Source organism: Chitinophaga flava (genome assembly GCF_003308995.1).
Classification (GTDB): domain Bacteria; phylum Bacteroidota; class Bacteroidia; order Chitinophagales; family Chitinophagaceae; genus Chitinophaga; species Chitinophaga flava.
The window spans coordinates 3488175-3512582 of sequence record NZ_QFFJ01000001.1; the positions used below are offsets into that span (position 1 = coordinate 3488175).

The 24408-nt window shown below is 46.8% G+C and carries 27 protein-coding genes; 11 read left to right on the top strand and 16 right to left on the bottom strand.

The genetic code is table 11. The annotated features are described in order from the left end of the window. Positions 1-66: 66 nt before the first annotated feature. Entirely contained in the window at positions 67-1182 is a 1116-nt protein-coding gene (locus DF182_RS14050) for a DUF3298 and DUF4163 domain-containing protein (protein WP_113616224.1), read from the bottom strand. Between the two features lie 86 nt (positions 1183-1268). On the opposite strand from DF182_RS14050, the gene pdxH reads away from it, so the two are divergent. Then, on the top strand, positions 1269-1916 hold the full coding sequence (gene pdxH, locus DF182_RS14055) for a pyridoxamine 5'-phosphate oxidase (RefSeq protein ID WP_211327108.1): 648 nt from the start codon (positions 1269-1271) through the stop codon (positions 1914-1916). Positions 1917-1996: 80 nt separating this feature from the next. On the opposite strand, the gene DF182_RS32865 is transcribed toward pdxH, so the two are convergent. The 6 genes from DF182_RS32865 to DF182_RS14085 form a co-directional block, all read right to left on the bottom strand. Beyond that, positions 1997-2122 carry a 30S ribosomal protein THX gene (locus tag DF182_RS32865; protein WP_113616225.1) on the bottom strand — a complete coding sequence of 42 codons (126 nt, stop codon included), beginning with the start codon at positions 2120-2122 and terminating at the stop codon, positions 1997-1999. A gap of 151 nt (positions 2123-2273) precedes the next feature. Continuing rightward, positions 2274-2543, bottom strand: a complete 270-nt coding sequence (locus DF182_RS14065; RefSeq protein ID WP_012788562.1) for an HU family DNA-binding protein — start codon at positions 2541-2543, stop codon at positions 2274-2276. Between the two features lie 316 nt (positions 2544-2859). Next, the gene (locus DF182_RS14070; protein ID WP_113616226.1) at positions 2860-3162 is read right to left on the bottom strand and encodes a DUF4286 family protein; all 303 of its coding nucleotides are present in this window, start codon (positions 3160-3162) and stop codon (positions 2860-2862) included. Positions 3163-3211: 49 nt separating this feature from the next. Further along, positions 3212-3976, bottom strand: a complete 765-nt coding sequence (locus DF182_RS14075; protein ID WP_113616227.1) for an exodeoxyribonuclease III — start codon at positions 3974-3976, stop codon at positions 3212-3214. An 86-nt stretch (positions 3977-4062) separates the two neighbouring features. After that, on the bottom strand, positions 4063-6837 hold the full coding sequence (metH, locus tag DF182_RS14080) for a methionine synthase (RefSeq protein ID WP_317048422.1): 2775 nt from the start codon (positions 6835-6837) through the stop codon (positions 4063-4065). 42 nt (positions 6838-6879) lie between these two features. Continuing rightward, positions 6880-7896, bottom strand: a complete 1017-nt coding sequence (locus DF182_RS14085) for a homocysteine S-methyltransferase family protein (RefSeq protein WP_113616229.1) — start codon at positions 7894-7896, stop codon at positions 6880-6882. A gap of 414 nt (positions 7897-8310) precedes the next feature. Between DF182_RS14085 and DF182_RS14090 the strand changes: the two genes are divergently transcribed. Next, positions 8311-8523 (top strand): hypothetical protein, encoded by a 213-nt coding sequence (locus DF182_RS14090; protein ID WP_113616230.1) that lies wholly within the window; start codon positions 8311-8313, stop codon positions 8521-8523. Positions 8524-8625: 102 nt separating this feature from the next. On the opposite strand, the gene recR is transcribed toward DF182_RS14090, so the two are convergent. Beyond that, positions 8626-9243, bottom strand: a complete 618-nt coding sequence (recR, locus tag DF182_RS14095) for a recombination mediator RecR (protein WP_113616231.1) — start codon at positions 9241-9243, stop codon at positions 8626-8628. Positions 9244-9306: 63 nt separating this feature from the next. Continuing rightward, on the bottom strand, positions 9307-10770 hold the full coding sequence (locus DF182_RS14100; protein ID WP_113616232.1) for an Ig-like domain-containing protein: 1464 nt from the start codon (positions 10768-10770) through the stop codon (positions 9307-9309). Positions 10771-10878: 108 nt separating this feature from the next. Between DF182_RS14100 and DF182_RS14105 the strand changes: the two genes are divergently transcribed. Continuing rightward, the gene (locus DF182_RS14105; protein ID WP_113616892.1) at positions 10879-11343 is read left to right on the top strand and encodes an SRPBCC family protein; all 465 of its coding nucleotides are present in this window, start codon (positions 10879-10881) and stop codon (positions 11341-11343) included. A gap of 4 nt (positions 11344-11347) precedes the next feature. On the opposite strand, the gene DF182_RS14110 is transcribed toward DF182_RS14105, so the two are convergent. Genes DF182_RS14110 through DF182_RS14120 form a run of 3 tightly spaced genes read right to left on the bottom strand, consistent with a single transcriptional unit; the run spans position 11348 to position 14224 of the window. Then, the gene (locus tag DF182_RS14110) at positions 11348-11887 is read right to left on the bottom strand and encodes a hypothetical protein (RefSeq protein ID WP_113616233.1); all 540 of its coding nucleotides are present in this window, start codon (positions 11885-11887) and stop codon (positions 11348-11350) included. 32 nt (positions 11888-11919) lie between these two features. Further along, positions 11920-12927, bottom strand: coding sequence for a lipid A deacylase LpxR family protein (locus DF182_RS14115; protein ID WP_113616234.1), 1008 nt, complete (start codon positions 12925-12927; stop codon positions 11920-11922). A gap of 25 nt (positions 12928-12952) precedes the next feature. After that, entirely contained in the window at positions 12953-14224 is a 1272-nt protein-coding gene (locus tag DF182_RS14120; protein WP_113616235.1) for an acetyl-CoA hydrolase/transferase family protein, read from the bottom strand. Positions 14225-14387: 163 nt separating this feature from the next. On the opposite strand from DF182_RS14120, the gene DF182_RS14125 reads away from it, so the two are divergent. The 7 genes from DF182_RS14125 to DF182_RS14155 all read left to right on the top strand — a co-directional run bounded on the left by DF182_RS14125 (position 14388) and on the right by DF182_RS14155 (position 18629). Further along, a complete protein-coding gene (locus DF182_RS14125) occupies positions 14388-14888 on the top strand; it encodes a GNAT family N-acetyltransferase (RefSeq protein WP_113616236.1) in 501 nt (166 codons plus the stop codon). A 131-nt stretch (positions 14889-15019) separates the two neighbouring features. Next, positions 15020-15499 (top strand): RNA polymerase sigma factor, encoded by a 480-nt coding sequence (locus DF182_RS14130; protein WP_113616237.1) that lies wholly within the window; start codon positions 15020-15022, stop codon positions 15497-15499. Continuing rightward, a complete protein-coding gene (locus DF182_RS14135) occupies positions 15490-15969 on the top strand; it encodes a hypothetical protein (RefSeq protein ID WP_113616238.1) in 480 nt (159 codons plus the stop codon). The genes DF182_RS14130 and DF182_RS14135 overlap by 10 nt, the downstream gene beginning before the upstream one ends. 129 nt (positions 15970-16098) lie before the next feature. Continuing rightward, positions 16099-16584, top strand: coding sequence for a hypothetical protein (locus DF182_RS14140; RefSeq protein ID WP_113616239.1), 486 nt, complete (start codon positions 16099-16101; stop codon positions 16582-16584). A gap of 127 nt (positions 16585-16711) precedes the next feature. Then, on the top strand, positions 16712-17203 hold the full coding sequence (locus DF182_RS14145; RefSeq protein WP_113616240.1) for a lipocalin family protein: 492 nt from the start codon (positions 16712-16714) through the stop codon (positions 17201-17203). A gap of 117 nt (positions 17204-17320) precedes the next feature. After that, the gene (locus DF182_RS14150) at positions 17321-18067 is read left to right on the top strand and encodes a metal-dependent hydrolase (RefSeq protein ID WP_161964143.1); all 747 of its coding nucleotides are present in this window, start codon (positions 17321-17323) and stop codon (positions 18065-18067) included. 25 nt (positions 18068-18092) lie between these two features. Next, positions 18093-18629: a GNAT family N-acetyltransferase gene (locus DF182_RS14155; RefSeq protein WP_113616242.1), complete on the top strand. Its 537-nt coding sequence runs from the start codon at positions 18093-18095 to the stop codon at positions 18627-18629. 26 nt (positions 18630-18655) lie between these two features. On the opposite strand, the gene DF182_RS14160 is transcribed toward DF182_RS14155, so the two are convergent. The 3 genes from DF182_RS14160 to ispG form a co-directional block, all read right to left on the bottom strand. Then, positions 18656-19549, bottom strand: coding sequence for a LysR substrate-binding domain-containing protein (locus tag DF182_RS14160; protein WP_113616243.1), 894 nt, complete (start codon positions 19547-19549; stop codon positions 18656-18658). A gap of 133 nt (positions 19550-19682) precedes the next feature. Then, positions 19683-20081 (bottom strand): hypothetical protein, encoded by a 399-nt coding sequence (locus DF182_RS14165; protein ID WP_113616244.1) that lies wholly within the window; start codon positions 20079-20081, stop codon positions 19683-19685. A gap of 80 nt (positions 20082-20161) precedes the next feature. Then, positions 20162-22123: a (E)-4-hydroxy-3-methylbut-2-enyl-diphosphate synthase gene (ispG, locus tag DF182_RS14170; RefSeq protein WP_113616245.1), complete on the bottom strand. Its 1962-nt coding sequence runs from the start codon at positions 22121-22123 to the stop codon at positions 20162-20164. Positions 22124-22250: 127 nt separating this feature from the next. Here ispG and DF182_RS14175 point away from each other — a divergent pair, with 127 nt between their 5' ends. Beyond that, entirely contained in the window at positions 22251-23114 is an 864-nt protein-coding gene (locus DF182_RS14175; RefSeq protein ID WP_113616246.1) for a helix-turn-helix domain-containing protein, read from the top strand. A gap of 500 nt (positions 23115-23614) precedes the next feature. On the opposite strand, the gene DF182_RS14180 is transcribed toward DF182_RS14175, so the two are convergent. Then, entirely contained in the window at positions 23615-24400 is a 786-nt protein-coding gene (locus tag DF182_RS14180; protein WP_113616247.1) for a tetratricopeptide repeat protein, read from the bottom strand. Positions 24401-24408: the final 8 nt, after the last annotated feature.

Below are 24408 nucleotides of genomic sequence, written 5' to 3' on the forward strand. Positions count from 1 at the left end.
AAAAGACAAAGACCTGAGCAATGTCCATCATCGCTCAGGTCTTTGTCTTTTTAATATCCTTGTCTGTTACTGTTTCTTCATAACACTCTTCAGCTCCGTAAACGGAATAAACAACGTTACCTGACCCAACGCATATGGCCCTATCTCATAGGGTACATAACTGAAAGCAACCCCCTTACCTGTAACAATAAAGTTGTTATTGGGGACTATCGTCTTTACCAGCAGACTCTGATCCAGTGACTCATCTTCATCTATATGGAACTTCTTCCGGAAAGCCTTATCCAGCAAGGGAGACAACACGTCCTTATAACCCGGTTTGAAGAAGTCGTCTGGTGTCAGCACTTTGTGTTTGGAGAGGTCCAGCGTTTGATAGGTAGCTCCCCAGTTGCCATGTGCTCCACCAGTAAAATCGTAGGCATACTTCTCTATCACCAGCAAAGGCCAGGTGTTCCATACTACCTTCATATCGCTTTCTGTAGTCCAGTTCCAGGAAGCAGACTGTCCGTCTGCTATATCGCTGGTATCGGCATCCTTGGCGGCTATACGATAACTGGTCACAAAGGAATCAATGGCTCTTCTTACAAACTGCTGAGGATCGCTAATGCGTACGTCGCCAGTGATCTCCCTACGGAGAAATGCCGACAGGGTACTGTCTGTGCTGGAGTCTGGCCAGATAATACTATTGGAAGCAACTCCCAGTGGTGAGCCCGCAAAGGAGGGAAGCAGCCTGATAGAATCAGCACTGTAGAAAACCTGCAACTGCTGTGCTTTCCGAAGATCTGTATGCAGCTCAAAATGATAAGATGTACTGTCGCCATGCCATACTCCCTTGAAGACACCATCATCGTTGAGTGTGCCTCCGAAAAAACGTTCTTCCTCCCGATTGCTGTTATCTTCGTAAATCTTTACCTGGTCTGCATCCTGGCTTCCCCATATACTGATGGGAACGCCGGTACTGTCGTAACAATAATAACCACGGTACAGGTTAGGAGCTGTTTTCATCAGTTGCATGGTGATATGCCGATCTCCTATGGCGCCTTTCAGCTGGGTATAATAATACGGGGTGCTGGCCAGCGGTACCACTATACTGGTGCTGTCACTTTTAGCCTTTTCTTGCTTGCCGCTATTACAGGCAGGCAACAAGCCACCAGCCAGTAATAGTAATAGGAGTACTCTTTTCATACTATGATTTATATCAGGTCGCCCAAAATTACTATTATCCTTCCATACCTTTGTTTACAGGTTTGAACCAATTAAATATTTACAACATGTTGAACCAGAAAGTAGCTGATCTGAGAAAAGACTATAAGCTGGCCTCCCTGGATGAGAGTGATGTAGCGCCTGGTCCTCTGCAGCAATTCGAAAGATGGTGGCAGGATGCTCTTTCCAGCGAGATAGATGAACCTAATGCCATGACACTGGCTACCAGTACCCCGGATGGCCGTCCTTCAGCCCGTATTGTATTGTTGAAGGGTTTTAATGAAGAAGGGTTTATGTTTTTCACTAACTATGAAAGCCGTAAAGGTCACGAGCTGGCAGAGAATCCTCGGGTGACGCTGCTGTTTTTCTGGCGTGAACTGGAGCGGCAGGTACGTATAGAGGGTACCGTTACCAAAGCTGCTGCGGCCGTCAGCAATGAGTATTACAACAGCCGTCCGCTGGGCAGTAGGATAGGAGCTATCGCTTCGCCGCAAAGCAAGGTGATTTCCGGCCGTACTTTCCTGGAAGAGCAGGTAGCGCAGGTAGCCGCAAAATGTGAACAGGAAGCGCCTCAAAGGCCCGATTACTGGGGTGGATATGTTGTGAAGCCGGAAGTGATAGAATTCTGGCAGGGAAGAAGCAGCCGCTTACACGACCGTATTTTGTATACCCTTACTGCAGATGGCAGCTGGAAGATAGAAAGACTGGCACCATAACCAGTGAAGATAGTATGGAGGGATTTGGTGATGGATATGTATTACAATATTACATTTCCAATCATCAAATCCCTTTATCATTAAGCTTTGTTCTCAGCTTTAGGAGCCGCTGCAGCAGCAGATTTCCTGGTTCTTGCTGGTCTAACTTTACCGAAAGATTTGCTGAAGATTTTACCTTTTTTGGTTTTAATATCTCCTCTACCCATAACAAATAATTTGAAATTTGTGGTTTTGTAAAATGATGTTATCAGGCTGCAAAATACGCCAATTCGCTTAAATAGTCTACAGCCTGGCTTTTATATAAAAAAAAAGCAAGAAACATGATTGTTCCTTGCTTGAATAAGTTGTGCTAACTGATTAGAGCTTGTCGGATAAAGCTTTACCAGCTTTGAATTTAGCAACTTTTTTAGCTTTGATCTTGATGATCTGGCCAGTCTGTGGGTTTCTACCGTTACGTGCAGCACGTTTAGAAACGGAGAAAGTACCAAAACCAACTAAAGTTACTTTGCCACCTTTTTTCAGGGTGTCAGCAACAGCTTTGGTGAAAGAATCCAGCGCTTCGTTAGCTTGGGTTTTAGTGATACCTGCGTCTTTAGCAAGCTTGTCGATTAATTCGGCTTTGTTCATAGTTAGTAAGATTTAACTAGTGAAAAAATGTTTGATGTGAGCAAATATAGCGCGTTTTATCAGATTACCAAATTTTTTACAACTTTTTTATAGAAAATTTTATCGGCTGAAAAAGGCTACTGGTAACGGTTACAGCTGATTGGGGTCCTGAGTGCTAAAGGATGAAACTTTAGCAGCTTTCTACAGAACTGTGGCCCATAGCAACTTTCCCGGCTTTTTATCATTAAACGCAGGTTCATTTCAAGTATTGTACCAAAGTCCGGACACCTTGAAAATAGTGAATTTCCTGTGGATAAATTTAATTGTTAAGCATCAATTAAATGCTCTCCATAACGGTGTGAAAGGCGATAAAACGGTCACCGAAAAGGTCGTAACCCCTTTGCCGCAGGGTATTTGCCTGCACTGCCTGAAAGGTTTGGTAGTGCTCCAGACTATCGGTGAAGAACTGTGTAACGTAAGTTGGTCCTTCTGAATCGTCCTGCTCCAGCAACCGGCAGATACGGGAATCGCTGAAAAGACCGGTGCTCAATACTGCAGGAATATGCTCTTCCTGCATCCATTGTAGCCACTGTAGATGCACATCTGTGGCTACTTTTGTTGTAACATTATAAATGATCATGGTATATCTCTCAATAAAAAATCCATCTGTCTGAATGAGCTAAAACCGCTTATAACGCCAGTTCCAGGAATACCGGACAATGGTCGGAGTGTTTTACTTCCTGGTAAATAGTCGCGTGTTTCAGCTTTTCCTTCAAGGGAGCTGTAACGTTGATGTAGTCTATGCGCCAGCCTTTGTTATTGTTCCGGGCGTTGGCACGGAAGCTCCACCAGCTGTACTGGTGCGGGTTTGGATTAAACTGCCGGAAGGAATCCACAAAACCGCTTTCGAAGAAACGGTCCATCCAGGCCCTTTCTTCTGGTAAAAAGCCGGTTGAGTTTTTGTTGCTCACCGGATCATGTATGTCGATAGGCTTGTGACAAATGTTGTAATCCCCGCACAGCACCAGGTTGGGCCGTGTTTTCTTCAGCTCATCAAGATGTTCAAAAAACTCATCCAGCCACTGATATTTATAGGTCTGCCGTTCATCGCCGCTGGTACCGGAAGGGAAGTAGGTATTGATCAGGGTCAGATTACCGAAATCAAGGCGGATAAAACGTCCTTCTGCATCGCTCTGGACATGACCACTACCATAGTGTACCTGATCGGGTTTTATGCGGGTAAGAACCGCAACACCGCTGTAACCTTTTTTCTGGGCGGGAAACCAGTAATGTTCATAACCCAGCTCTTCAAACTTTTTGAAGTCCACGTTGTCCTGGTGGGCTTTGATTTCCTGGAGGCAAACGACATCAGCAGGGTCTGTTTGCAGCCATTCTGTAAAACCTTTAGTCATAGCCGAACGGAGGCCATTCACATTGTAGGATATGATTCTCATGTTGAAGATGTTTAAAGGGAATTACGAATTTGGGCGAAGATCTGCTCTTCGCCCAAGTCCATAATGTGTTATCTGCAATTGATTAATTATATGTCATATTCCAGGTTGGGACGCAGCCACTTCTCTGCTTCCTCTACACTCCAGCCTTTACGGTCGGCGTAGTCGGTCACCTGGTCTTTTTCAATTTTACCGAGGCCGAAATATTTTGCCTCAGGGTTGGCAAAATACCATCCACTTACGCTGGCGGCAGGATACATAGCCAGAGATTCTGTGAGGGTGATGCCGGTGTTTTTGGTGGCATCGAGGAGCTCAAACAGCTTGTATTTCTCTGTATGCTCCGGACAGGCAGGGTAGCCTGGTGCCGGCCTGATACCGGCGTATTCTTCCCGGATCAGGGCTTCATTGCTCAGGTGCTCTTCGCTGGCATATCCCCAGAACTCTTTACGTACGCGCTCGTGCATCAGTTCTGTAAAAGCTTCTGCCAGCCTGTCTGCCAGCGCTTTCAGCATAATGCTGTTATAATCGTCGTGTTCTTCCTTGAATTTCTCCAACCATTTTTCGATGCCGATACCCGCTGTAACAGCGAATCCGCCGATATAATCTGTTTTACCGGCAGATGCAGGGGCAATGTAATCGGCAAGGGATTGGTTGGGCTGTCCGGGCGCTTTTTTGATCTGCTGCCGGAGGAACTCCAGTTTTACTGGTGCTATCTCCGCCTGCTCCGGCGACACCTGGATGGTATCGGGGGCAACGCTGTTGGCAGGATAAATACCGATGACAGCTTTGGCGCCCAGCCATTTTTCGCGGATCACCCGGTCCAGCAGTTCACGGGCATCTTTGTAAAGCCGGGTGGCTTCCTGGCCTACTACTTCGTCGGTCAGGATCTGCGGGAATTTACCATGCAGTTCCCAGGCGATGAAGAACGGCTGCCAGTCAATGTATTGGGCGATCTCTGCGAGATCGTAGTCTTCGAAGGTTTTGATGCCGGTAAACCGGGGCTTCACCGGAGTGAAAGCATCCCAATTGATGGCTGCTTTATTTTGCTGTGCTGCTGCAAATGGAAGGTACTGCTTAACGGGTTTTTTGTTTCTGAAAGACTCGTTCAGTTTTGTATACTCTTCCTGTATGGTGGCCAGGAAGTCTTTTTTCAGGGCCTTGTTGAGCAGACTGCCGGTTACGGTCACGCTGCGGGAAGCATCGAGTACGTGTACTACTCCATGTGCATACTCCTGTGCGATCTTCACCGCGGTATGGGTACGGGAGGTAGTGGCTCCGCCGATGATCAGCGGGATATCGAAGTCCTGCCTTTTCAGTTCACGGGCTACATGCACCATTTCGTCCAGGCTGGGGGTGATCAGGCCGCTGAGGCCGATGATATCTACCTTTTCCTGGCGGGCAGCCTGCAGGATTTTTTCTGCAGGCACCATTACACCGAGGTCAATGATTTCATATCCGTTACAGGCCAGTACTACACCAACGATGTTCTTACCGATATCGTGTACATCCCCTTTTACAGTGGCCAGCAGGATTCTGCCGGCAGACTTGATTTCTCCGCCATTGACAGCCTGGTTGCGCAGCTTCTCTTCTTCGATAAAAGGAGTGAGAACGGCTACGGATTTTTTCATTACACGGGCGCTTTTCACCACCTGTGGCAGGAACATTTTTCCACTGCCAAACAGATCACCTACTATATTCATACCGTCCATCAGTGGTCCTTCTATCACGTCCAGCGGACGGGGATATTTCTGACGGGCTTCTTCTGTATCGGCTTCAATATAATCGGTGATACCATTTACCAGTGCGTGGCTCAGTCTTTCTTCCACAGAGCCCAGGCGCCAGGTTTCATCCTTCTCTATCACTTTGCCTTTTGCCTTTACAGTGTCGGCAAACTGGATCAGTCTTTCGGTAGCATCTTCTCTTCTGTTTAGTATGGCGTCCTCACAAAGATCGCGCAGTTGTGGTTCGATGTCATCATATATCTGCAGCATACCGGCATTAACGATGCCCATGTCCATACCAGCTTTGATGGCATGGTACAGGAACACGGAGTGCATGGCCTCCCGCACGGTTTCGTTGCCACGGAAAGAGAAGGAAACGTTGCTGACACCACCACTTATTTTTGCCAGTGGCATCAGTTCTTTAATACGACGGGTAGCGTTGATAAACTCTACTGCGTAGTTATTGTGTTCTTCGATACCGGTGGCGATAGCGAAGATATTAGGATCGAAGATGATGTCCTGCGGATCATAGCCTACTACTTGTGTCAGTATTTTATAGGCTCTGTGGCTGAAGCTGACCCTTTTTTCTTCGGTGTCGGCCTGGCCATGTTCATCGAAGGCCATTACTACCACTGCAGCGCCATAGCTTTTACAGATATGGGCCTGCTCAATGAATTTGGCTTCTCCTTCCTTGAGGCTGATGGAGTTGACCACACATTTACCCTGTACGCATTTCAGGCCGGCTTCAATAACACTGAACTTACTGGAGTCGATCATGATGGGAATACGGGAGATATCTGGTTCTGCGGCCAGTAACTTAAGGAAGGTAGACATGGCGGCTTCTCCGTCCAGGAGGGCGTCGTCCATGTTTACGTCCAGGATCTGGGCGCCGTTTTCCACCTGCTGGCGGGCTACAGATAATGCTTCTTCATAAAGTCCTTCCCGTATCAGCCGGGCAAATTTTTTGGAACCGGTAACGTTGGTACGTTCCCCAACGTTGATAAAATTTGTTTCAGGCCTTACCACCAGCGGTTCGAGGCCGCTTAAGCGCATAAAAGGCCTGATTACCCTTGAAGGGGCTATATCGGTGTCTGTGATCATTACTTCGTTAGTCGTATTGGAGTGTATACTTGTAGCGCTCATGGTTGCAAATACTCGTGTTTACATGAAAACCTGTGTGTCCGTTTATGCCAGAGAGTCTATCAGTTCCGGCTTGCGACGGGGCTGGATATGTTTTACGTGTTCGGCAATATGGCGGATGTGGTCTGGTGTAGTACCACAGCAACCTCCTACAATATTCACAAAGCCAGAGGAGGCGAAGTCTTCAATAATGCAGGCAGTGTCTTCCGGCTCTTCATCATATTCACCGAAGGCGTTAGGCAGGCCGGCGTTGGGGTAACAGCTAACATAACAGCTGGCTATGTTAGACAGTTCCTCTACATACGGGCGCATCTGTTGTCCGCCGAGGGCGCAGTTGAGGCCTATAGAGAAGGGGTTGGCATGCATCACAGAGATATAAAAAGCTTCCAGTGTCTGACCACTCAGGGTTCTGCCGGAGGCGTCCGTAATGGTGCCGGAGATCATAACCGGCACTTCCGGCTTGCCGGATTCCCGGAAATACTTTTTAATAGCATAGATGGCCGCTTTACAGTTGAGCGTATCGAAAATGGTTTCGATGAGCAGAATGTCTACACCACCATCACTCAGACCCCTGATTTGTTCTTCGTAGGCTTCAGCCACTTCGTCGAAAGTAACAGAGCGGAAGCCGGGATTGTTCACATCCGGAGAGAGGGATAGCGTTTTATTTAACGGGCCGATGGCGCCAGCTACAAATCTGGGTTTGTCGGGATTTTTGGCTGTATATTCAGCAGCAGCTTTTTTAGCGATGCTGGCTGCAGCCACATTCAGCTCATAGGCCAGTTCCTGCATGTCATAATCGGCCATGGCAATGGAAGTGCTGCTGAAAGTATTGGTCTCAATAATATCAGCTCCTGCTTCGAGATATTCCTTGTGAATGGCTTCTATGATCTGTGGCTGGGTGAGATTAAGCAGGTCGTTGTTGCCTTTGAGATCACTGTGGTAATTGGCAAAACGAGGGCCTCTGTAGTCTTCTTCCTGGAGTTTGTACCGCTGGATCATGGTGCCCATGGCACCGTCAATGATGAGCACACGCTCATTAGCGCAGTCTTGTAAAGATTTCATGTTTGTAAGATGTTTATTAGTTGCTGTTTTAGGTTGTAACAGGGTCGAACAATAAACAAATCCACCCCCGTATATCCCGTAAAGATAAGCTATTTTAATATCTTAAAACGCTTATTTGTCTGTGCTGGCCTGGTTGCCCTAATCTTTAATCATCATGTTATATTATATGTCTTTTGTATAGATTTTGTCTATATCATAATTTTTATTTGGTGAAAGTCTATAAAGTCTACTATATTTGTAGGGTAATAGAAAACACAATGCAACAAAGAAACCTGAATATGATGTTGAACCCGGCCATGGCACCCTGCCAGCCCTATGCCTGTTGTCCTTCGGGGTGCTGCTGTTAAGGCAGAAAAAGTCTATCATTAAAAGTTCTTCCCGGTTTTTATTACAACTAAACAAAGTTTTTTCGTCATGACGATAGCAGAACATATCCATGCGCTCAGGAAGCACCTGGCTGGTCTGGGACTGCAACCAGTTCCGGAAGTGAATGATGGGAGTGAGCCGACAGTGTTCAGGATATCCTTCCTGAATCAGCACGAAATGCAGCGTTGGAAGGAGCGGCAGAAACAATCAGAAACCAATCATACAATATTTCAGGGTACGCCTGAAAAAAACGTACCCTAACCTTTTTCATAACGTGGAATTACAGGTTAAACGAAGACGGGCGTTATTCAACGCCCGTATTTTATTTTTATCCGGGGAGAGATTCCCCGCCGCATTATTGATTTATTGTTTGACGTAACTGTCTAAAGGCAGCCTGTTAGAGATAGACCTGGCCAGCGTCATCTCATCGGCATATTCCAGCTCTCCACCAAATGCAATACCACGGGCTATCGTGGTAATCTTCACCGGAAAATCCTTCAGTTTTTTAGAGAGGAAATAAATGGTAGTGTCTCCTTCAATAGTGGGGCTGAGTGCCATAATCACCTCTTCCACCCCCTGGTGCTGCACTCTTTCCACCAGCGACTGGATATTCAACTGTTCCGGACCAACACCGTCAATAGGGGAGATAATACCGCCCAACACATGATACAGGCCATTAAACTGCTGGGTATTTTCAATCGCCATCACATCACGGATACTTTCCACCAGACATACCACATGCCGCTGCCGGGAATGGCTGCTGCAGATGCCACATATTTCCTCATCGGAAACATTATGACATACCTTGCAAAACCGGATCTGTTGCCGCATACGGGCGATCGCCTCCCCAAACTGCTGTACCTGTACTGTCTCCTGTTTCAACAGGTGCAATACCAGGCGCAGGGCTGTTTTTTTACCGATGCCCGGCAGCTTGGCGAATTCATTAACTGCATTTTCAATCAGCGCGGAGGAAAATACCATGTTGCAAAGTTAGGAATATTGGCACGGTACCACTGCATGAGCTGGCCCGTGCATCTGTTTAAATTATATTTCTATCGTTGGTTTTAGCGTCCAGTATGCCTTCAGGTTCTGCTTGCCTGGTATCAGGATCACCCTTTCCGGCTGCCGCTTGGGCTCCTTGTAATATTGTCCCCGGTCCCACTTGCCATTGTTGTTGGCATCCAGCAGTACCCGTACCTCATATTCACCAGGCGTGATAAATTTCTGAAGCCAGGTGCCATTTACTGCTGTCCCGGAATACTTGATGGTTTTATCCTGCACCAGCTGTATCACATAATGCATGGAATCGTCATTGATGGCGTTCCTGGTGCTGTCGCTGATTTTGAGCGTAACTCCGAAAATAGCATAGTCACTGGCTTTTTTCGTCTTGAAGCTGATTGTATCTGCTTTGACAAATTGTTGACCTGTCGTATCGGTGGCTGCATCCTTCGGAATAATCAGGCGGTATGGTAAGCCTTCTTTCCAGGGATAATGCACAAAAAGTTTGGTATTGGTAGAGTCCATACTGCTGTGGAAAGTAACCGGAGTGTAGGCACTGTCTTCTCCCAGTGTCATTCTCAAGCTGTCCAGCGAGCGCAGAGGCAGGTTAAATGTCAGCTGTAAAGGTGTCGGCAGTTCCTGCAGCCCTCCATCCAACGTGGGGCTAGCCTGCAGTTTTGGCGTTTTTTTCTTTTTTTCCTTTTCTTTCTCTTGTTCCTGCTCCAGGTCCAGAGAATCTACCGGCTCAGGTGCTTGTTTGATGGTGCTATCACGCTCCATAAACAGCAGTAGGTTTACATCAGAGAGGTTCTTTGTCTCGATCACGATCGGCTTTTCTATAAAAGCGATCATCTCTGAAGGTTGATTATACTGAAGGTCGCGGTCTTCTTCTTTCAGTGCGAAGATCTTATAGGTGCCGGGAGCCAGGTTTTTGAACCAGAAGGAGCCATCGCTCTTTGTTTTGGCATAGTATACTGGTTTTTCCTTCGATACAATGGAGTCTTCGAGGTTGCGGTACAGCATCACGGCTACGTTACTGTCTACCCGGCCGGTTTCGGCGTCGATAAGATGTCCTTTTATCTGAAGGCTATCCAGATAATTGCCCGTAGACACTACATACTGAAATTCAGCGATCATATTCCGCTCGTTGATATCACGGATAGCATCGGCAAAGTTGAAGGTGTAGGTAGTGTTGGCCTGCAGCGTATCTTTGAGCTCCAGGGTCACCGTACGTAACTTGGCTGTTACGATAGGCGTGCGTTTCAGGGTAGGAGATACGATGAGTTTATCGTTCACGTTATCCAGCTCCACAAATTCATCAAATACAAAATATACTTTTTTGTTTTTGAAGTGCAGGGAGGAGTCGGGAGGATTTACAGCCATCAGCCTGGGAGGAATACTGTCACGCGGCCCCCCGCCAGGAGGCACTATGTTGGCACAACGGGTCAGCGAAATAGCGATCATTAAAGAAATCAGCCAGAATGCCCAGCTCCTGATATATCGATGCATATTACCGGTCGGATTAAAAATAATGCTGCAAACTTACGAAAACGGCTGAAAGCTTTGTTTTTCTTTTGGCAGCCCGGTACGACAGGCGCCATTTCTTATCTTTACCTTATGCCTAGTGTTTATCTGCTGCAACAGACCCAGTTTATACCGGCCCCGCTGGAAGTGGTGTGGGACTTCTTTTCCAATCCCAACAACCTGGAAAGGATCACTCCTGCCTATATGCGGTTCCGGGTTACATCACCTCCTTATGAAGGACGGGTTTATCCCGGCCAGATGATCACTTATACCGTATGCCCCATAGCCCGTATTCCGATGGAATGGGTGACGGAAATTACCCATGTACAGCAGCATGATTATTTTGTAGATGAACAACGGGTAGGCCCTTACCGCCTCTGGCACCATGGACATCATTTTGTGGAAGTGCCGGGAGGAGTGCAGATGCAGGATACGGTACACTACCGTCTCCCGCTGGGATGGCTGGGACGCCTGGCCCATGTACTGTTTGTCCGGCGCCAGCTGGAGAATATTTTTGCCTACAGACTCCGGGTCGTGGAAGACCTCTTTGGAAAATAACCCTTTATTCTTTCGCTTTAAATGTAGTGGCGAGCTGATCGCCGGTATACACTTTAATAACGCTTTTCCCGGTTTTAGGGATGCTGCCCAGCCAGAGCGGAACAATGCTGGAAGATCCCTTTTGTGCCTGAGAGCTGGTCACAAAGTGCATTTCTGCATTGTTGGTCAGGTCATCTGCGGTAGCAGAAGACAGTTGTATCTGTGTGCCATAGAAAGTAGCCGGCATGGTAACTGCCACCACCATCTGGGTACCGAAATCCGGACGGTCAATTTTGTTGTTCATGGTTTGGGCCATACCGAAAATACTGTCGAAGGTGGCGGGATTGTCAATCAGCCAGTAGGTAAGGCTGTCTGTTACCTTAATATTGTTTTTGACAAAATAGCCGCTGAGTGGCTGTACATCAAGGCTGCTGGATGCATCTGCCTGTACATTAATAGCAGTGTCGTTAGTAACGGCAACCGGGATATTGTTTTTTTGGGAAGGTCCTCCGCAGGAGGCTATCAGAATGGTGAGCGCTGCAGGAAAAAAAAGACGGAGGTTCATGACAGTTTTTCTTTTATGTTAAGTTAATACGATTATGGGAAATGTGTTGCTTTGGAGATGGGAATTAACAAAGTGATATTGCCAAAAGAGTGTTTGCGGGTAGTGCTCATCCAGGGGCTGGAAGTTTGCTGGGTATAGCTGATAGTCGTGCGTCCTATTCCTATAACAAAGCCATAGTCCATACCAATTATGAAGGGGTTCATATGGGACGTCTGGAGTTTTCTGTGTTCTTCAAAATCTGCATCTGAAGATCTGAAGAGGCCGCCCTGTAGCAAGGCGTTGTATGCGGTGATGGAGAACTGGGGTCTGGCCATCAGGTAAAGCTGGAACTTTCTGCGGGTGGCGGTATGGAGGTCCGGGTCGCCGAAATAGGGATTGATAAGCCCGAACCTGGCATATCCCCAGGTGCTGACTGCATCGATCATGGTGCCAGCACTGGCAGAAAACCCTCCGATTACTTCCAGGCTTGGGCGTGGATGCCATAACATTCTTTCATAGGAAATATTGTAGTTGAGCAATGGGGCATTAGGGAGCTGGTTGGCCCATCCCCGGGGAGGCTGATCCCCGAGCAGGTTGTGTACAAAGGTCTGGGCTTGTTCGCCCAGTGCCCAGGGGCCCATTATCCCAAACACAAGCTCGGAATGTATCCGGTACTTTTTGACAGGATTGTAGGAGGTCAGGCCATGTGTAGCCACTACAGCTGCCGAATAATAGAAATCCCCCGGAATGAACTTGCGATCAGACAGATCATCGGGTGTGAACATCAATTGCATCCCATCCCATTCAAACACGTTGATGGAATTGGGGCCGGCAGTAGGAAATATCCATTTATCGATAAAGGAGGATTTTTTCTTCTTCATGTATACATAGCCGAAGCAGGTGCCGTTTGTATATGCCCTGTCTGTTCCCCGGCCCCAAAAATTGAAGAAGTCGTCATCTTCATGTACACGCAGCAGTCTGGTGGCATCTTGAGTGATCTGTGCCTGTGCGATGGTTATCGTACTGAGAAAAATGCATATGCCCCACAAAAAACTTTTCATAGGCCATCGTTTTAATCATGGTTTCCTAAAACACTTTAAATATTTCAAAAGCGTCTTTCTGCAATTGTTCCCGGTGATCTGGATGGGCTATATTGATCAACGCTTGCGCACGTTGTTTCAGATTTTTGCCCAGCAGATGGGCGATGCCATACTCCGTCACCACATAGTGCACATGGGCACGGGTAGTAACAACACTGGCACCGGGCTGCAATCTTGAGACGATTCGGGAAATCCCTTTTGAGGTAGCGGCCGGGATGGCAATAATGGGCTTCCCTCCGGCGGAGAGGGCTGCTCCACGCATAAAATCCATCTGACCGCCAACACCACTGTACTGACGGAACCCGATAGAGTCAGCACATACTTGTCCGAAAATATCAATTTCTATCGCACTATTGATAGCAGTCACTTTGGGGTTCTTACGGATGGTAGTTGGATTATTCACATACTCCACATCCATCAGCCGGATGATCAGGTTGTTATCCATGAAATCATATAGCCGACGGCTACCCATGGCGAAGCTTGATACCAGCAATCCCGGATGAATAGCTTTATACCTGTTGGTAATAACACCCTGCTCTACCAGGTCTATAATGCCATCGGAAAACATCTCCGTATGGATGCCCAGGTCTTTATGACCGGAAAGGCATTGCAGCACTGCATTAGGTATACCACCGATGCCCATCTGCAGGGTAGCCCGGTCCTCTATCAGCGAAGCCACATGTTTGCCGATGGAGCGTTCCACATCACTTGGTGGATGTATCGTTTGTGTATAGATGGGATAGTCTACCTCTACCGCTGCTGTGATGCGGGAAATATGGATTACACCATCACCCAGCACCCTTGGCATATTCGGATTTACTTCTGCAATAATAACTTTTGCTACATCAATAGCAGCTTTAGACACATCGCAGGAAACCCCCAGTGTACAATACCCGTTTTTGTCGGGAGAAGATACTGTAATCAGTGCCACATCAATGCCGGGTTCAAGGGTCCTGAAATATCGGGGTATTTCACTGAGAAACATGGGGATATAGTGGGCCCTTCCCTCATTGACAGCTTTACGGATATTCTTGCCAACAAAAAAAGTATCGATGTGAAAAGCATGGGCATGCTCAGGACTCGCATAGGGGGCATCCCATTCGGTATGAATACTCACAAGCCTTACCTGTTGCAGCTCATGGCTGCGGGCAGACATGGCTTTCACAAGTTCCCGGGGAGTGGCTGCAGCGGTGTGGATAAACACGGTTTGACCAGACTGAATAAGTTGCACGGCATTCTCGATAGTAGTATATGACATTCCTTCGTTGTTTTGAACAAATTTATCGTGCGTTGAAAAGAATATTTATGAGTTAAATCATGTATGAGTTATATCATGTTTTGTACTTTTAGTACACGCTGTATTAATCCAACAACCAGCTATCGTTATTTGTTGGATTAAACAAACATCAGGAAACTCAGTAATGGATACTCTTGTTTATCAAATGGCCACGCTGGCAGATGCTGTGGCGATACGCGACCTCTCTCTTTTAAGCTACGGCGAATTTGCCGATGTGCTGGAGCCTGCCCACTGGAATACCATGCATAAAAATCAGTCAGACATGGAAAATCTGACCTCGCTCATGAAGGGCTCGGCTACTTTTGTTTGCTGGTCGGGCGACCAGCTGGTAGGCGTCGTTTTTCTGGTGCCTTCCGGTATGGCTACTTCCATTTATCCGGCAGACTGGGCGCATATCCGGCGGCTGGGAGTAGACCCTGCCTTCCGGCGGATGGGCATAGGCCGGCGGCTGATGGAAATAGCGATAGAACAGGCACGGAATTCAGGTGAGAAAATCCTGGGACTGCATACCAGCACCATGATGCCGAGCGCCCGCAGGATGTATGATCAGCTTGGCTTCTCTCTGATACGGGAATTACCACAGATACTCGGACAACAATACTGGCTCTACAAGATGGCTTTATAAGATGATTGTCCAATTCAGCTTTAGATGTGAATAAATTGCAGCAGAATACAATCAACAGATTGCTTATATTAGCAAACTTAAATAGGTAGCACAACTGTTTGAGGAGAGATCTGACACATATAAGTGAGCAAATGCTTATTGAAAGGCTGGTGTCAGGGGATCCTGCAGCAAAGGAGCTGCTTTATGATCGTTACGCCGGCGCACTGTATGGAGTTGTGCTGCAGCTGGTGCCTATAAAAGATAGGGCCAACGATGTAATCATAAAGGTTTTTGCCTGGGTGTTCCAGCATATTAACGCATTCCATTCATCAGGTTACCGCACTTTATTTGCCTGGTTACTGCGTAAAACAAGGGAACTGGCCATTAAGGAGGCCATTCCGGAAACAGCGCTCACGGGTACAGAGCTGATGAAGAAAGAAGAAGGTATTTTACAGCAGTTTTATATCATACTGCCAGCATCGGAACAACAGGTGTTCCGGCTTAGTTATTTTAAAGGATTATCAATCACGACAATAGCCCGTATGCTGGCAATGCCGGAGGGGCAGGTAAATGAAATACTGGGGGAAGCAATGAAAGCCTTCAGAAAATTTTTAAAGGACAATTGGAACTAAAATTTTACATAGAAAGCGGCATCATCGAATCTTATGTGCTTGGACTTGCCTCCGAAACAGAGGTGGAAGAACTGGAACATATGAGAAAGCTATTCCCGGAGCTGGACACCGAAGTTGAACTGGTGGAACGGCGCCTGGAAAAAGCCTGTTTTGATGAAGCGGTCCTGCCCCCGATGATAACACGGGAACGGGTACTGCAAAAAGTCCGCTGGGAATATGCCGGCGCAGGCGCCGATTCACAGTCTTCCAACTATACTTTTATCAATATCCAGCCAAAAGACGGCAGTCATATCTCCGTACACCGCTGGTGGAAAATCTTCTTCATCATCATCTTCATTCTCTCCAAAATCTTCCTCTTCTTTGCCATTTTCTATTATCTGAAATATCGGCAGGAAAAGGAAAAAGAACAGGAACGTACTGTTGTTACCACTTTTATACATCAGCAAAAAGAAAATATTTTTTATATATAATATTCCTGTCTGCCAATCGTTATTTTAAATTATTTTCTCATTTTACAATCCAACCAGCCGTTCCGGTTCGTAAATATTGTGTTTATCAATCATGTCTTTTGATGGTATGCGGTTTTTTAAATCAGTGCTTTGGACTTAAAAAACTATATAGACAGTGGAGTAATTGAGCGTTATTTACTCGGCCTTGCCACACCTGAGCAGGAAAGGGAATTAATGTACATGAGAAGATTACACCCTATACTGGAACAGGAAATAGCGGAAGCAGAGCTGCGGATCGAAAAACAGATCCTGGCAGAAGCTGTTTTACCTCCCGCCCACCTGAAAGATGATGTGATGGAACAGGCCAGGCGCTATAAACATCACGAATCCTATTATAGCAGGCATCAACACAATCCTCCACCCACCGATCCCGTTTATATCAATATTAAACCCGGATGGAACCGGCAGATCTCCGTCAGCATCTGGTGGCGCTGCGCTTTCCTCGCCCTCTGTGTACTCACCATGTCACTGGCCGCCAGTACCTGGTATCTGTACCAACGAACTTCCCAGCTGGAACAAGTTCTGATAAAACTCAAAACCCCCGCTGAAGCATTATTACCCCCGTCCGGCCACTGATCACTCAGGTATTCATTTGGTACGTTTCTTGTAAATGCTGAACTTGCCACCGCATTCCGGCAGCTAAACCTTATTTGAATACAGCTGTTTGAATACAAAGAGGCTTTAATCACAAATTCATTAATCCATGAAAAATTTATCATTAGCAGCATTGTTTCTGGCACTGGTCGCAATCCTCGGTACTGCCTGTTCCCCTAAACAGGGTGTTACCACTAATATTAACAAAAGCGCTGTAAAAGGCAACTGGGTACTGACGGACATCCGTTATGAAGGTATCCCCGATAATGCCAAAGTAACCGTTTTTGATGAGGCTAATGCCAAATGCTTTATCGGTAGCCAGTGGGTATTACCTGACAATAATGCAAATGGTTCCTATACATTATCTTCTACTGCCGAAGGCTGCAGCCCGGTTACCCAGAACATCGTATGGACACTGACCAAACAGGGTAATGTGACCATGTTCGGGTTCAAAAAACTGTACAGCGGCACAAAAGCTAAAAATGTAACCAGTGGTTACCTGATGGAAGTAACAGAAGCTGGTAGCGCAATGACCTGGAGAGCAAACGTAAACTTCGAAGGCAAATCTGCTGCTATCATCTACAGCCTGCAACGGAGATAATTTTACCCGTTTATACAAAACCGTCCTGCCTTGGTTATTCCGGGGCAGGATTTTTTTTTCCTTACCGGTGTCTTGGAAGAAATAGTATATTTAGATAAGGTAAAAAACCGGATGAATATGAGCACGCAAAACTCCAAAATCAAATTCCTGGGACACGCCAGCTTTCAACTAACAACACCGGAAGATCATACGATCTTAATAGATCCCTGGTTTACCGGTAATCCGGCCCTGCCGGAAGGTTATACCCTCCCGGAAAAAATAGACCTGATCCTGATTACACATGGCCACCGCGATCACCTTGATAGTAAAATCATTGAGTTGATCCGTACACACTCCCCTAAAGTAATCGCTAACCCCATCGTCCGGCTTTTCCTGCAGGATCAAGGTGTTCCGGAACATGTATTCGAACAGATGAATGCCGGCGGTACCGTATCCATCCTGCATACAAAGGTGACGATGACCAACGCCTTCCATTTTGCTCAGGTATACCAGCCCGATGGTAAAATCGGCTATACACACGCTGCCAATGGTTTTATCATCTGGATGAGCGATGATGTCTCTGTTTATTATTCAGGAGATACCTCTGTTTTCAGTGATATGGCATTACTAGGCGAAATCTACGAACCAGACGTCGCTATCCTTCCTATCGGTGACCGCTATACGATGGGGCCCCTGGAAGCCGCTTTTGCTATCCGGCTACTGAAAGTAAAACATGTGATCCCTTGCCATTATGGTACCATGCCCACGCTGACCGGTACTCCGCAGCGGCTGAAAGAGCTGACACAAGACCAGGAGCGCCTGCAGATACATGCACTTAAGTCAGGGGACGAACTGGACCTTGCTATCCTGCAGCCCCATCGGTAGCTGCCCTTTTTAAAACCATCCTTATATGTTACCCCTTACCACAGACCGCTTATTAATATACCCTTGCCGCCTGCCTCTAATCACTGCGATCTATCTGCAGGATCCACAGGCCGCTGCTACACTCAATGCGGAGATACCTCCGGATTGGCCGCAGGCTGAACTGAAAGAATTACTGCCACATCTCATAAAACTACTGCAGCATGATCCCAAATCTTTTCCCTGGTTACTTTGGGTGATCGTCTCAGCTACCAGTAAAACGGTACTGGGAGATATTGGATTTAAAGGACGCCCCGATGAAAATGGAATGGTGGAAATAGGTTATTCCCTACGCCCGGATCACCGTAACCAGGGATATATGCAGGAAGCCACCACCGCATTGATTGACTGGGCCTTTCAGCAACCTGCTGTAAAAGGAATCGAAGCAGAGTGCGATATCAGTAATATCGCCTCCGGAAAAGTATTGCAGCGCCTGGGAATGCGACAAACAGGTATTTATGACTATATGATTCGCTGGCAGTTGCTGGAGAAGGATTTTACCGCACTGCGCAAAGACATAAAATAGCCTGATGTCATGTTTTGTATGAAAGACTACTCCGTTATATGTTGTTTGGCGAATTTGATGAAAAGCTGTGCCAGCTTGTCTTGTAAGCCCTGTAGATAAGTGAAATGCAGTTTACGGATAACCCTGAAGTTCTTTACCGGCAGCACTACAAATTCGCCGGCTTCCACTTCTCTTTGTACCGCCTGTAATGATATAAATGCTGCACAGGAAGAATGATGGAGGTAAGATTTGATACTTTCGGTACTACCCATATACATGGCTACGTTGAGGTCTGTGATCTTCAGTTTCAATCGTTTCAGTTCATCGGTGATTACCTCCAGGGTACCGGAACCATGTTCCCGCATCAGTAGCGGGATCGTTTTCAGGTCATTGGCAGTAAGCGGTTCTCCGTTGCCGTATTGATGTTTGGGATTGCCGATCAGCACTATTTCATCACGGGCAAACTCCACATATTTCAGCAATGGGTTTTTGGAGCTGCCTTCGATGATGCCCAGCAGAATACTCTTTTCAAAGAGGGCCTGTTCAATCTGCTCAGTATTGCCGGTGCTCAGCGATGTTTTTACATCGGGGTACCGTTGATTGAATTTGGCCAGCAGCGGTGGTATCAGGTATTGTGCGATGGTAGTGCTGGCGCCGATGGCCAGCAAGCCACCCTGTGTATGTTTCAGCTGGTTGATTTCGTATTCCAGATTGCGGTAATCGGTGAAGATGATCTCTGCATGATGCAGTACAAGTTGTCCGGCGCGGGTGAGTTTGATGCGGTTGCCGATCCTTTCAAACAGGGCCATGCCCAACTGTTGTTCCAGTTCATGGATATGTTTGGTAACAGCTGGTTGGGAGATATACAATTCTTCTGCTGCTTTGGTGAAGCTGAGCCTTTTGGCTACGGTATGGAATACCCTGAGTCTGAAATCGAACATGCAATAAAAGTACTGTTTTTTAGAGGGCCGTGGTTGGTTTGTTTGGCAGATAACGTGTTATCCCGTTAAAGGTAAAAAAATAAGGATTAAACCACTGAAGGTTTAATCCTTATGCTAATTAGCTCTTATAAAATCAGGATTTTTTCTTTCCTGCGTTTGTATTATTGGATTTGTAGCGCATGTCAGGAGTACCGTCTTTCTTTTTAGGTCCTTCTGATGGAGTAGTGGTAGCACCTTTGTTTTCTTTAAAACGTTTGTCAGGAGTACCGCTTTTGGTAACATGTTCTGTTTTCGCTACAGGTGCGGAAGCGGCTGGTTTTGCAGCTTCTTTTGCAGCTGGGGCAGGCTTAGCTGCTTCTTTGGTAGCTGCTTTTACTTCTTTGTCCTTTTTGGCAACTTCTTTCTTAGCTGCCTTTTCTTCTGTTTTAGCTTTAGATTTAGCTTCTTTTTGGGTGGTGGTGGCAGGAGCCTGCGCCATTGCTACGGTTAAGCCCATAAACATTGCCAGAACACCTGTGAGGAACTTTTTCATAAGAAATGTTTTGTCAAAAATTAAGCTTTTTTATTGAGGATAAAATATTTTACCCCCTCATTTTAAGCAATATTTAATAATTAATTCTTATCTACCCACATGCCATTTTCACGGATAAGATTGATGAGCTCGTCAACTGCTACATCGCTGTTGAGGCCACGTTTTACAATCTCTTTTCCTCTATAGAGCGTGATTTTTCCTACTCCGCTGCCTACATAACCGAAATCGGCGTCAGCCATTTCTCCGGGGCCGTTTACGATGCAGCCCATGATGGCTATTTTAACACCTTTCAGGTGATGAGTCACCGCTCTGATGCGGGCGGTAGTTTCCTGCAGATCAAACAAAGTGCGGCCGCAGGAAGGACAGGAAATATATTCTGTTTTGGAGATGCGGGTACGGGTAGCCTGCAGAATACCGAAAGCAATATTGTTGACGGTAGCGTGTTGAGCAGGACCGTGATTGCTCAACCAGAGGCCATCTCCAAAGCCGTCGAGCAGCAGGGCGCCGGCCTCGGTGGCATGATGGATCAGGTGTTCGTCTGCAGTTGCATGCTGGCTGATGCTGTGAATAATCACCGGTACTGTCAGCTGGTTTTCTGCCAGCAGGATAAAGAACCTTCTGATGCTGGCCATGGCGTTGTGCCCGGTAGCATAGGGTATCAGGACGGTAGCGCGGGCAATGTCCGGATGCTGCAGCTGCTTCAGCAGTTCGTTCACGGTTGTTGTGTCGAGGTTGTCGCAGGCAACGGCCACAAAGTTCTTTGGTCCGGTCTGGCCGGCGGCGATGGCATCCTGATAGGTGCCGGCATCGAAATACGGCACAGCAGCCTGTTTGTCTGCCAGGGTTTGCCAGTGGGCGGCATCTACCACTACCTGAAGTGTTCCCGGCAGTGCAAAAGATGGCGTCTGAGCACCGCAATAGATATAGTCTGCAGCGGCATCGGCGATGTTCCATTTATCGGATGGTTCATCATATGTATAGCCGATAGCGTTAAGGTCTGATGGTTGGAGATGGGTATTCCCCTGATAGTCTGCTACTACTACCGGCACCTGTTTGTCGCCGATATTATCGGCTGCATTGCTTTCCCTGCGTTTGTAGGAGTAGGGAGAGTAAGGAAGCGTACCGATCGGATGGGTAGAAGCTGCTTGTTCCGGTTGTCTGTTGGTATACCGTTTAACAATATCGCGGCATACGGGCAATTCAAACTCCGGATCTTCTGTCAGCGACACCCGGATGGTATCGCCTACACCATCTTCCAGGAGGGTACCTATCCCGATGGCGGATTTGATACGGCCGTCTTCTCCATCGCCGGCTTCTGTAACACCCAGGTGCAGTGGATAACAATGCCCCAGTTCCTGCTGCATGGTTTGTACCAGCAACCGGTAGGCCTGTACCATTACCTGAGGGTTGCTGGCTTTCATGCTCAGCACGATATTCCGGTAATGAAGATCTTCGGCGATACGCAGAAACTCCATGGCACTTTCTACCATGCCCATGGGTGTATCTCCGTAACGGCTCATAATACGATCACTCAGGGAGCCATGGTTGGTGCCAATACGCATGGCGGTACCATATTCCTTACAGATGTTTACCAGCGGAGTAAAACGTTCCCGTATACGGTCTATTTCTTCCAGGTATTCTGCATCAGTATATTCGAGTGTTTCGAATTTCTTTTTATCGATGTAGTTGCCGGGATTGATCCTTACTTTTTCCACAATACGGGCGGCTATTTCTGCCGCATTGGGGGTAAAATGTATATCTGCTACCAGGGGAGTATGGTATCCCTGGCGACGGAGCTCATTTTTAATATGTAACAGATTTTCGGCTTCTTTCTTGCTGGGAGCGGTGATACGCACCAGTTCAGCCCCTGCTTCGATACACCTGATAGACTGAGCCACAGTGGCTGCTGTGTCCATGGTGTCTGTGGTGGTCATTGTCTGGATACGGATAGGGTTGAAGTTGCCGATGAGTAGGTCACCTACTTTTACTTCCAGTGTGGCCAGTCGCTTGTATTCTGTTAATGAGTTGCAATAAAGCTGCATACGTGTTTGTTTTCTGCAGGTGCAAAGTTAATAAACCTGGGTGGCAATTGCCGCCTGCCTTAAAGCTACATTAAATTCCACGAACGGTGGTGGGTAAGAAGAGTAATCCGTTAATTTTGAAACACATATGTTAATCAATAAAGGCTTGGACATCCCTTATCAGGATGGACCGCTGAAAACACAGTTCAACATCTCACCGTTGGGGACGTATGTGACAGACATCACTAATCAGCCTCATCGGCATCACACCTTCCAGGTCCTGTGGTTTACCAGGGGCCGTGGCCGCCACATGGTGGATTTTGTGTGGTATGAACTGGAAGATGACATGTTGTTCCTGCTCCGCCCCGGACAGGTTCACCAACTGGACTGCGAAGGAGAAGGCTATTGCCTGCTTTTTTCAGAACGCTTTTATTTTGCCAACAAACACGATAAGGAAACCCTGTACGATTTTTCCAACCTTTTTGATAACTGGCATGGCTATGGACCGATCTCCATCGGAGAAAATACCATCCCTTCACTGATGGGCCTGGTAGAACTGATGAGCAGGGAACAGCGGGTGCCCGGGACCAACAGTCGCAGCATTATCAAACATTATCTCAACGCTTTTTTACTACTCGCAGAAAGAGAAAAAAAGCGGAATGCCACAGAAGCCATGGGGCCTGATCACCATGATGCCCGGGTGGTACAACTGCGCCGTCTGCTGGAGAAACATTATCAAAGAGAGCATCAGGTAGCTTTTTATGCTAATGCTTTTGCCCTCACGCCTAAAAGGCTTAACGAGATCACCAAGGAAACTACCGGACGTACGGTAACGGAGCTGTTACATGACCGTATTGTGCTGGAGGCCAAGCGTAACCTGGCTTTCAGCCATAAAAGCGTGAAAGAGATCTGCTACGAGCTTGGATTTGAAGACCCTGCCTATTTTAGTCGCTTCTTTAAAAATAATGCCGGCATCTCTCCTCAGGATTTCCGGGACATGATGTTCAAATAGTCCAAGTTAATAGCTTAATTGTCCTAGCAGGTTGGATACCTGCTGCTTAGCTTTGTGTACTTATTGGATGCTTTAAAAAAAGAAAATCATGCTGAGGTTGCCCACAAAAATTACTGTGCTGTAAGAAGAGAATTGCTCCCCGGCCAGCACCTGTCTTCCCGAAAAGTGATGGTCTATGCCAGCAAAACCACAGAAAAATGTGATGCAGCATCATGCTGTTTAAAATATGTGTGTTTTAAAGTGTGGGGGGATGCTTGCTGATAACAAAAGATGAATAAATGAATGTTAAGGCTGGAGAAACAGGTAAAGAGTAACCAGTCAGGACGCAGGCATCTCCTCCTTACTTTATTACAGTCGCAAGGTACTGTTACCATGCGTAACTGTTGTAGGTTTAGGTAAAATGGCCGGAATATTCCTGTTCCGGTTTTTTTGTGCCATAAAAAATCCGGCAGCACCAACGGTACTACCGGATTCTAACCATTTGTTGAGTATAAGGTATTTTACCAGTCTTTCTCTACCGGAACAGGCTGACCTTTTATCTTTTTGGCTTTGTCCTGCAGTTTCTTTTCTTCCTGGGACAGGGCCTGCAATAAACGTTCTGCTTCCTGTTTATTCAGCTTGCTAGGCTGCGGTTCAGGCTTTTGTTGCTCCTGCTGGTCTTTATTATCTTTATTCTTGTCTTTGTTCTGATCTTTGTTCTGGTCTTTATTCTGATCCTTGTTTTTCTCGTCTTTGTTTTTATCCTTGTCTTTGTCCTTATCCTTATCCTTATCCTTATTTTTATCTTTATTCTTGTCTTTATTTTTATCCTTGTTATCCTTCTTGTCTTTGTTGTCCTGCTGTTTTTTCAGCATAGACTGGGCATAAGCCAGGTTGTAGCGGGCGTCCTCATCGGAAGGGTTTATTTTCAGCGCCTGTTTGTAAGACTTGATGCTTTCTTCCCACTTTTTTGCTTCCATGAAGGTATTGCCGATATTATAGTCAGCATCTGATTTGATGTGGCTGTTATCGGCCGTTTTAAGACTGTTGGCGTATTGGGTACGCGCATCGTCGTACCGTTTCTGCTGATAGAGGGAGTTGCCCAGGTTATAGCTACCTACTGCAGATTGAGCGTTTTGTTCGAGCGCTTTTTTGTAGTTGGCTTCTGCATCGCTGAACAGCTGTTTCTGATACAGTTCATTGCCTTTACGGATAAACTTGTTGGTGCCATTCTGCGCAAAGGCCGAGAAGCCGCTGAGCATAATGGCGATGATGAAACAGGTTTGTTTTATAAAAGTAATTTTCATGATCCGTT

Coding starts and splice junctions, on each gene's coding strand:
- DF182_RS14150 (WP_161964143.1), top strand. CDS start 17,321: ATGAGCACGCAAAACTCCAAAATCAAATTCCTGGGACACGCCAGCTTT.
- DF182_RS14115 (WP_113616234.1), bottom strand. CDS start 12,927: ATGAAAAGTTTTTTGTGGGGCATATGCATTTTTCTCAGTACGATAACC.
- DF182_RS14145 (WP_113616240.1), top strand. CDS start 16,712: ATGAAAAATTTATCATTAGCAGCATTGTTTCTGGCACTGGTCGCAATC.
- pdxH (WP_211327108.1), top strand. CDS start 1,269: ATGTTGAACCAGAAAGTAGCTGATCTGAGAAAAGACTATAAGCTGGCC.
- DF182_RS14065 (WP_012788562.1), bottom strand. CDS start 2,543: ATGAACAAAGCCGAATTAATCGACAAGCTTGCTAAAGACGCAGGTATC.
- DF182_RS32865 (WP_113616225.1), bottom strand. CDS start 2,122: ATGGGTAGAGGAGATATTAAAACCAAAAAAGGTAAAATCTTCAGCAAA.
- DF182_RS14105 (WP_113616892.1), top strand. CDS start 10,879: ATGCCTAGTGTTTATCTGCTGCAACAGACCCAGTTTATACCGGCCCCG.
- DF182_RS14120 (WP_113616235.1), bottom strand. CDS start 14,224: ATGTCATATACTACTATCGAGAATGCCGTGCAACTTATTCAGTCTGGT.
- DF182_RS14130 (WP_113616237.1), top strand. CDS start 15,020: ATGCTTATTGAAAGGCTGGTGTCAGGGGATCCTGCAGCAAAGGAGCTG.
- metH (WP_317048422.1), bottom strand. CDS start 6,837: ATGAGCGCTACAAGTATACACTCCAATACGACTAACGAAGTAATGATC.
- DF182_RS14085 (WP_113616229.1), bottom strand. CDS start 7,896: ATGAAATCTTTACAAGACTGCGCTAATGAGCGTGTGCTCATCATTGAC.
- DF182_RS14090 (WP_113616230.1), top strand. CDS start 8,311: ATGACGATAGCAGAACATATCCATGCGCTCAGGAAGCACCTGGCTGGT.
- DF182_RS14160 (WP_113616243.1), bottom strand. CDS start 19,549: ATGTTCGATTTCAGACTCAGGGTATTCCATACCGTAGCCAAAAGGCTC.
- DF182_RS14110 (WP_113616233.1), bottom strand. CDS start 11,887: ATGAACCTCCGTCTTTTTTTTCCTGCAGCGCTCACCATTCTGATAGCC.
- DF182_RS14100 (WP_113616232.1), bottom strand. CDS start 10,770: ATGCATCGATATATCAGGAGCTGGGCATTCTGGCTGATTTCTTTAATG.
- DF182_RS14125 (WP_113616236.1), top strand. CDS start 14,388: ATGGATACTCTTGTTTATCAAATGGCCACGCTGGCAGATGCTGTGGCG.
- DF182_RS14180 (WP_113616247.1), bottom strand. CDS start 24,400: ATGAAAATTACTTTTATAAAACAAACCTGTTTCATCATCGCCATTATG.
- DF182_RS14070 (WP_113616226.1), bottom strand. CDS start 3,162: ATGATCATTTATAATGTTACAACAAAAGTAGCCACAGATGTGCATCTA.
- DF182_RS14050 (WP_113616224.1), bottom strand. CDS start 1,182: ATGAAAAGAGTACTCCTATTACTATTACTGGCTGGTGGCTTGTTGCCT.
- DF182_RS14175 (WP_113616246.1), top strand. CDS start 22,251: ATGTTAATCAATAAAGGCTTGGACATCCCTTATCAGGATGGACCGCTG.
- DF182_RS14155 (WP_113616242.1), top strand. CDS start 18,093: ATGTTACCCCTTACCACAGACCGCTTATTAATATACCCTTGCCGCCTG.
- recR (WP_113616231.1), bottom strand. CDS start 9,243: ATGGTATTTTCCTCCGCGCTGATTGAAAATGCAGTTAATGAATTCGCC.
- ispG (WP_113616245.1), bottom strand. CDS start 22,123: ATGCAGCTTTATTGCAACTCATTAACAGAATACAAGCGACTGGCCACA.
- DF182_RS14165 (WP_113616244.1), bottom strand. CDS start 20,081: ATGAAAAAGTTCCTCACAGGTGTTCTGGCAATGTTTATGGGCTTAACC.
- DF182_RS14075 (WP_113616227.1), bottom strand. CDS start 3,976: ATGAGAATCATATCCTACAATGTGAATGGCCTCCGTTCGGCTATGACT.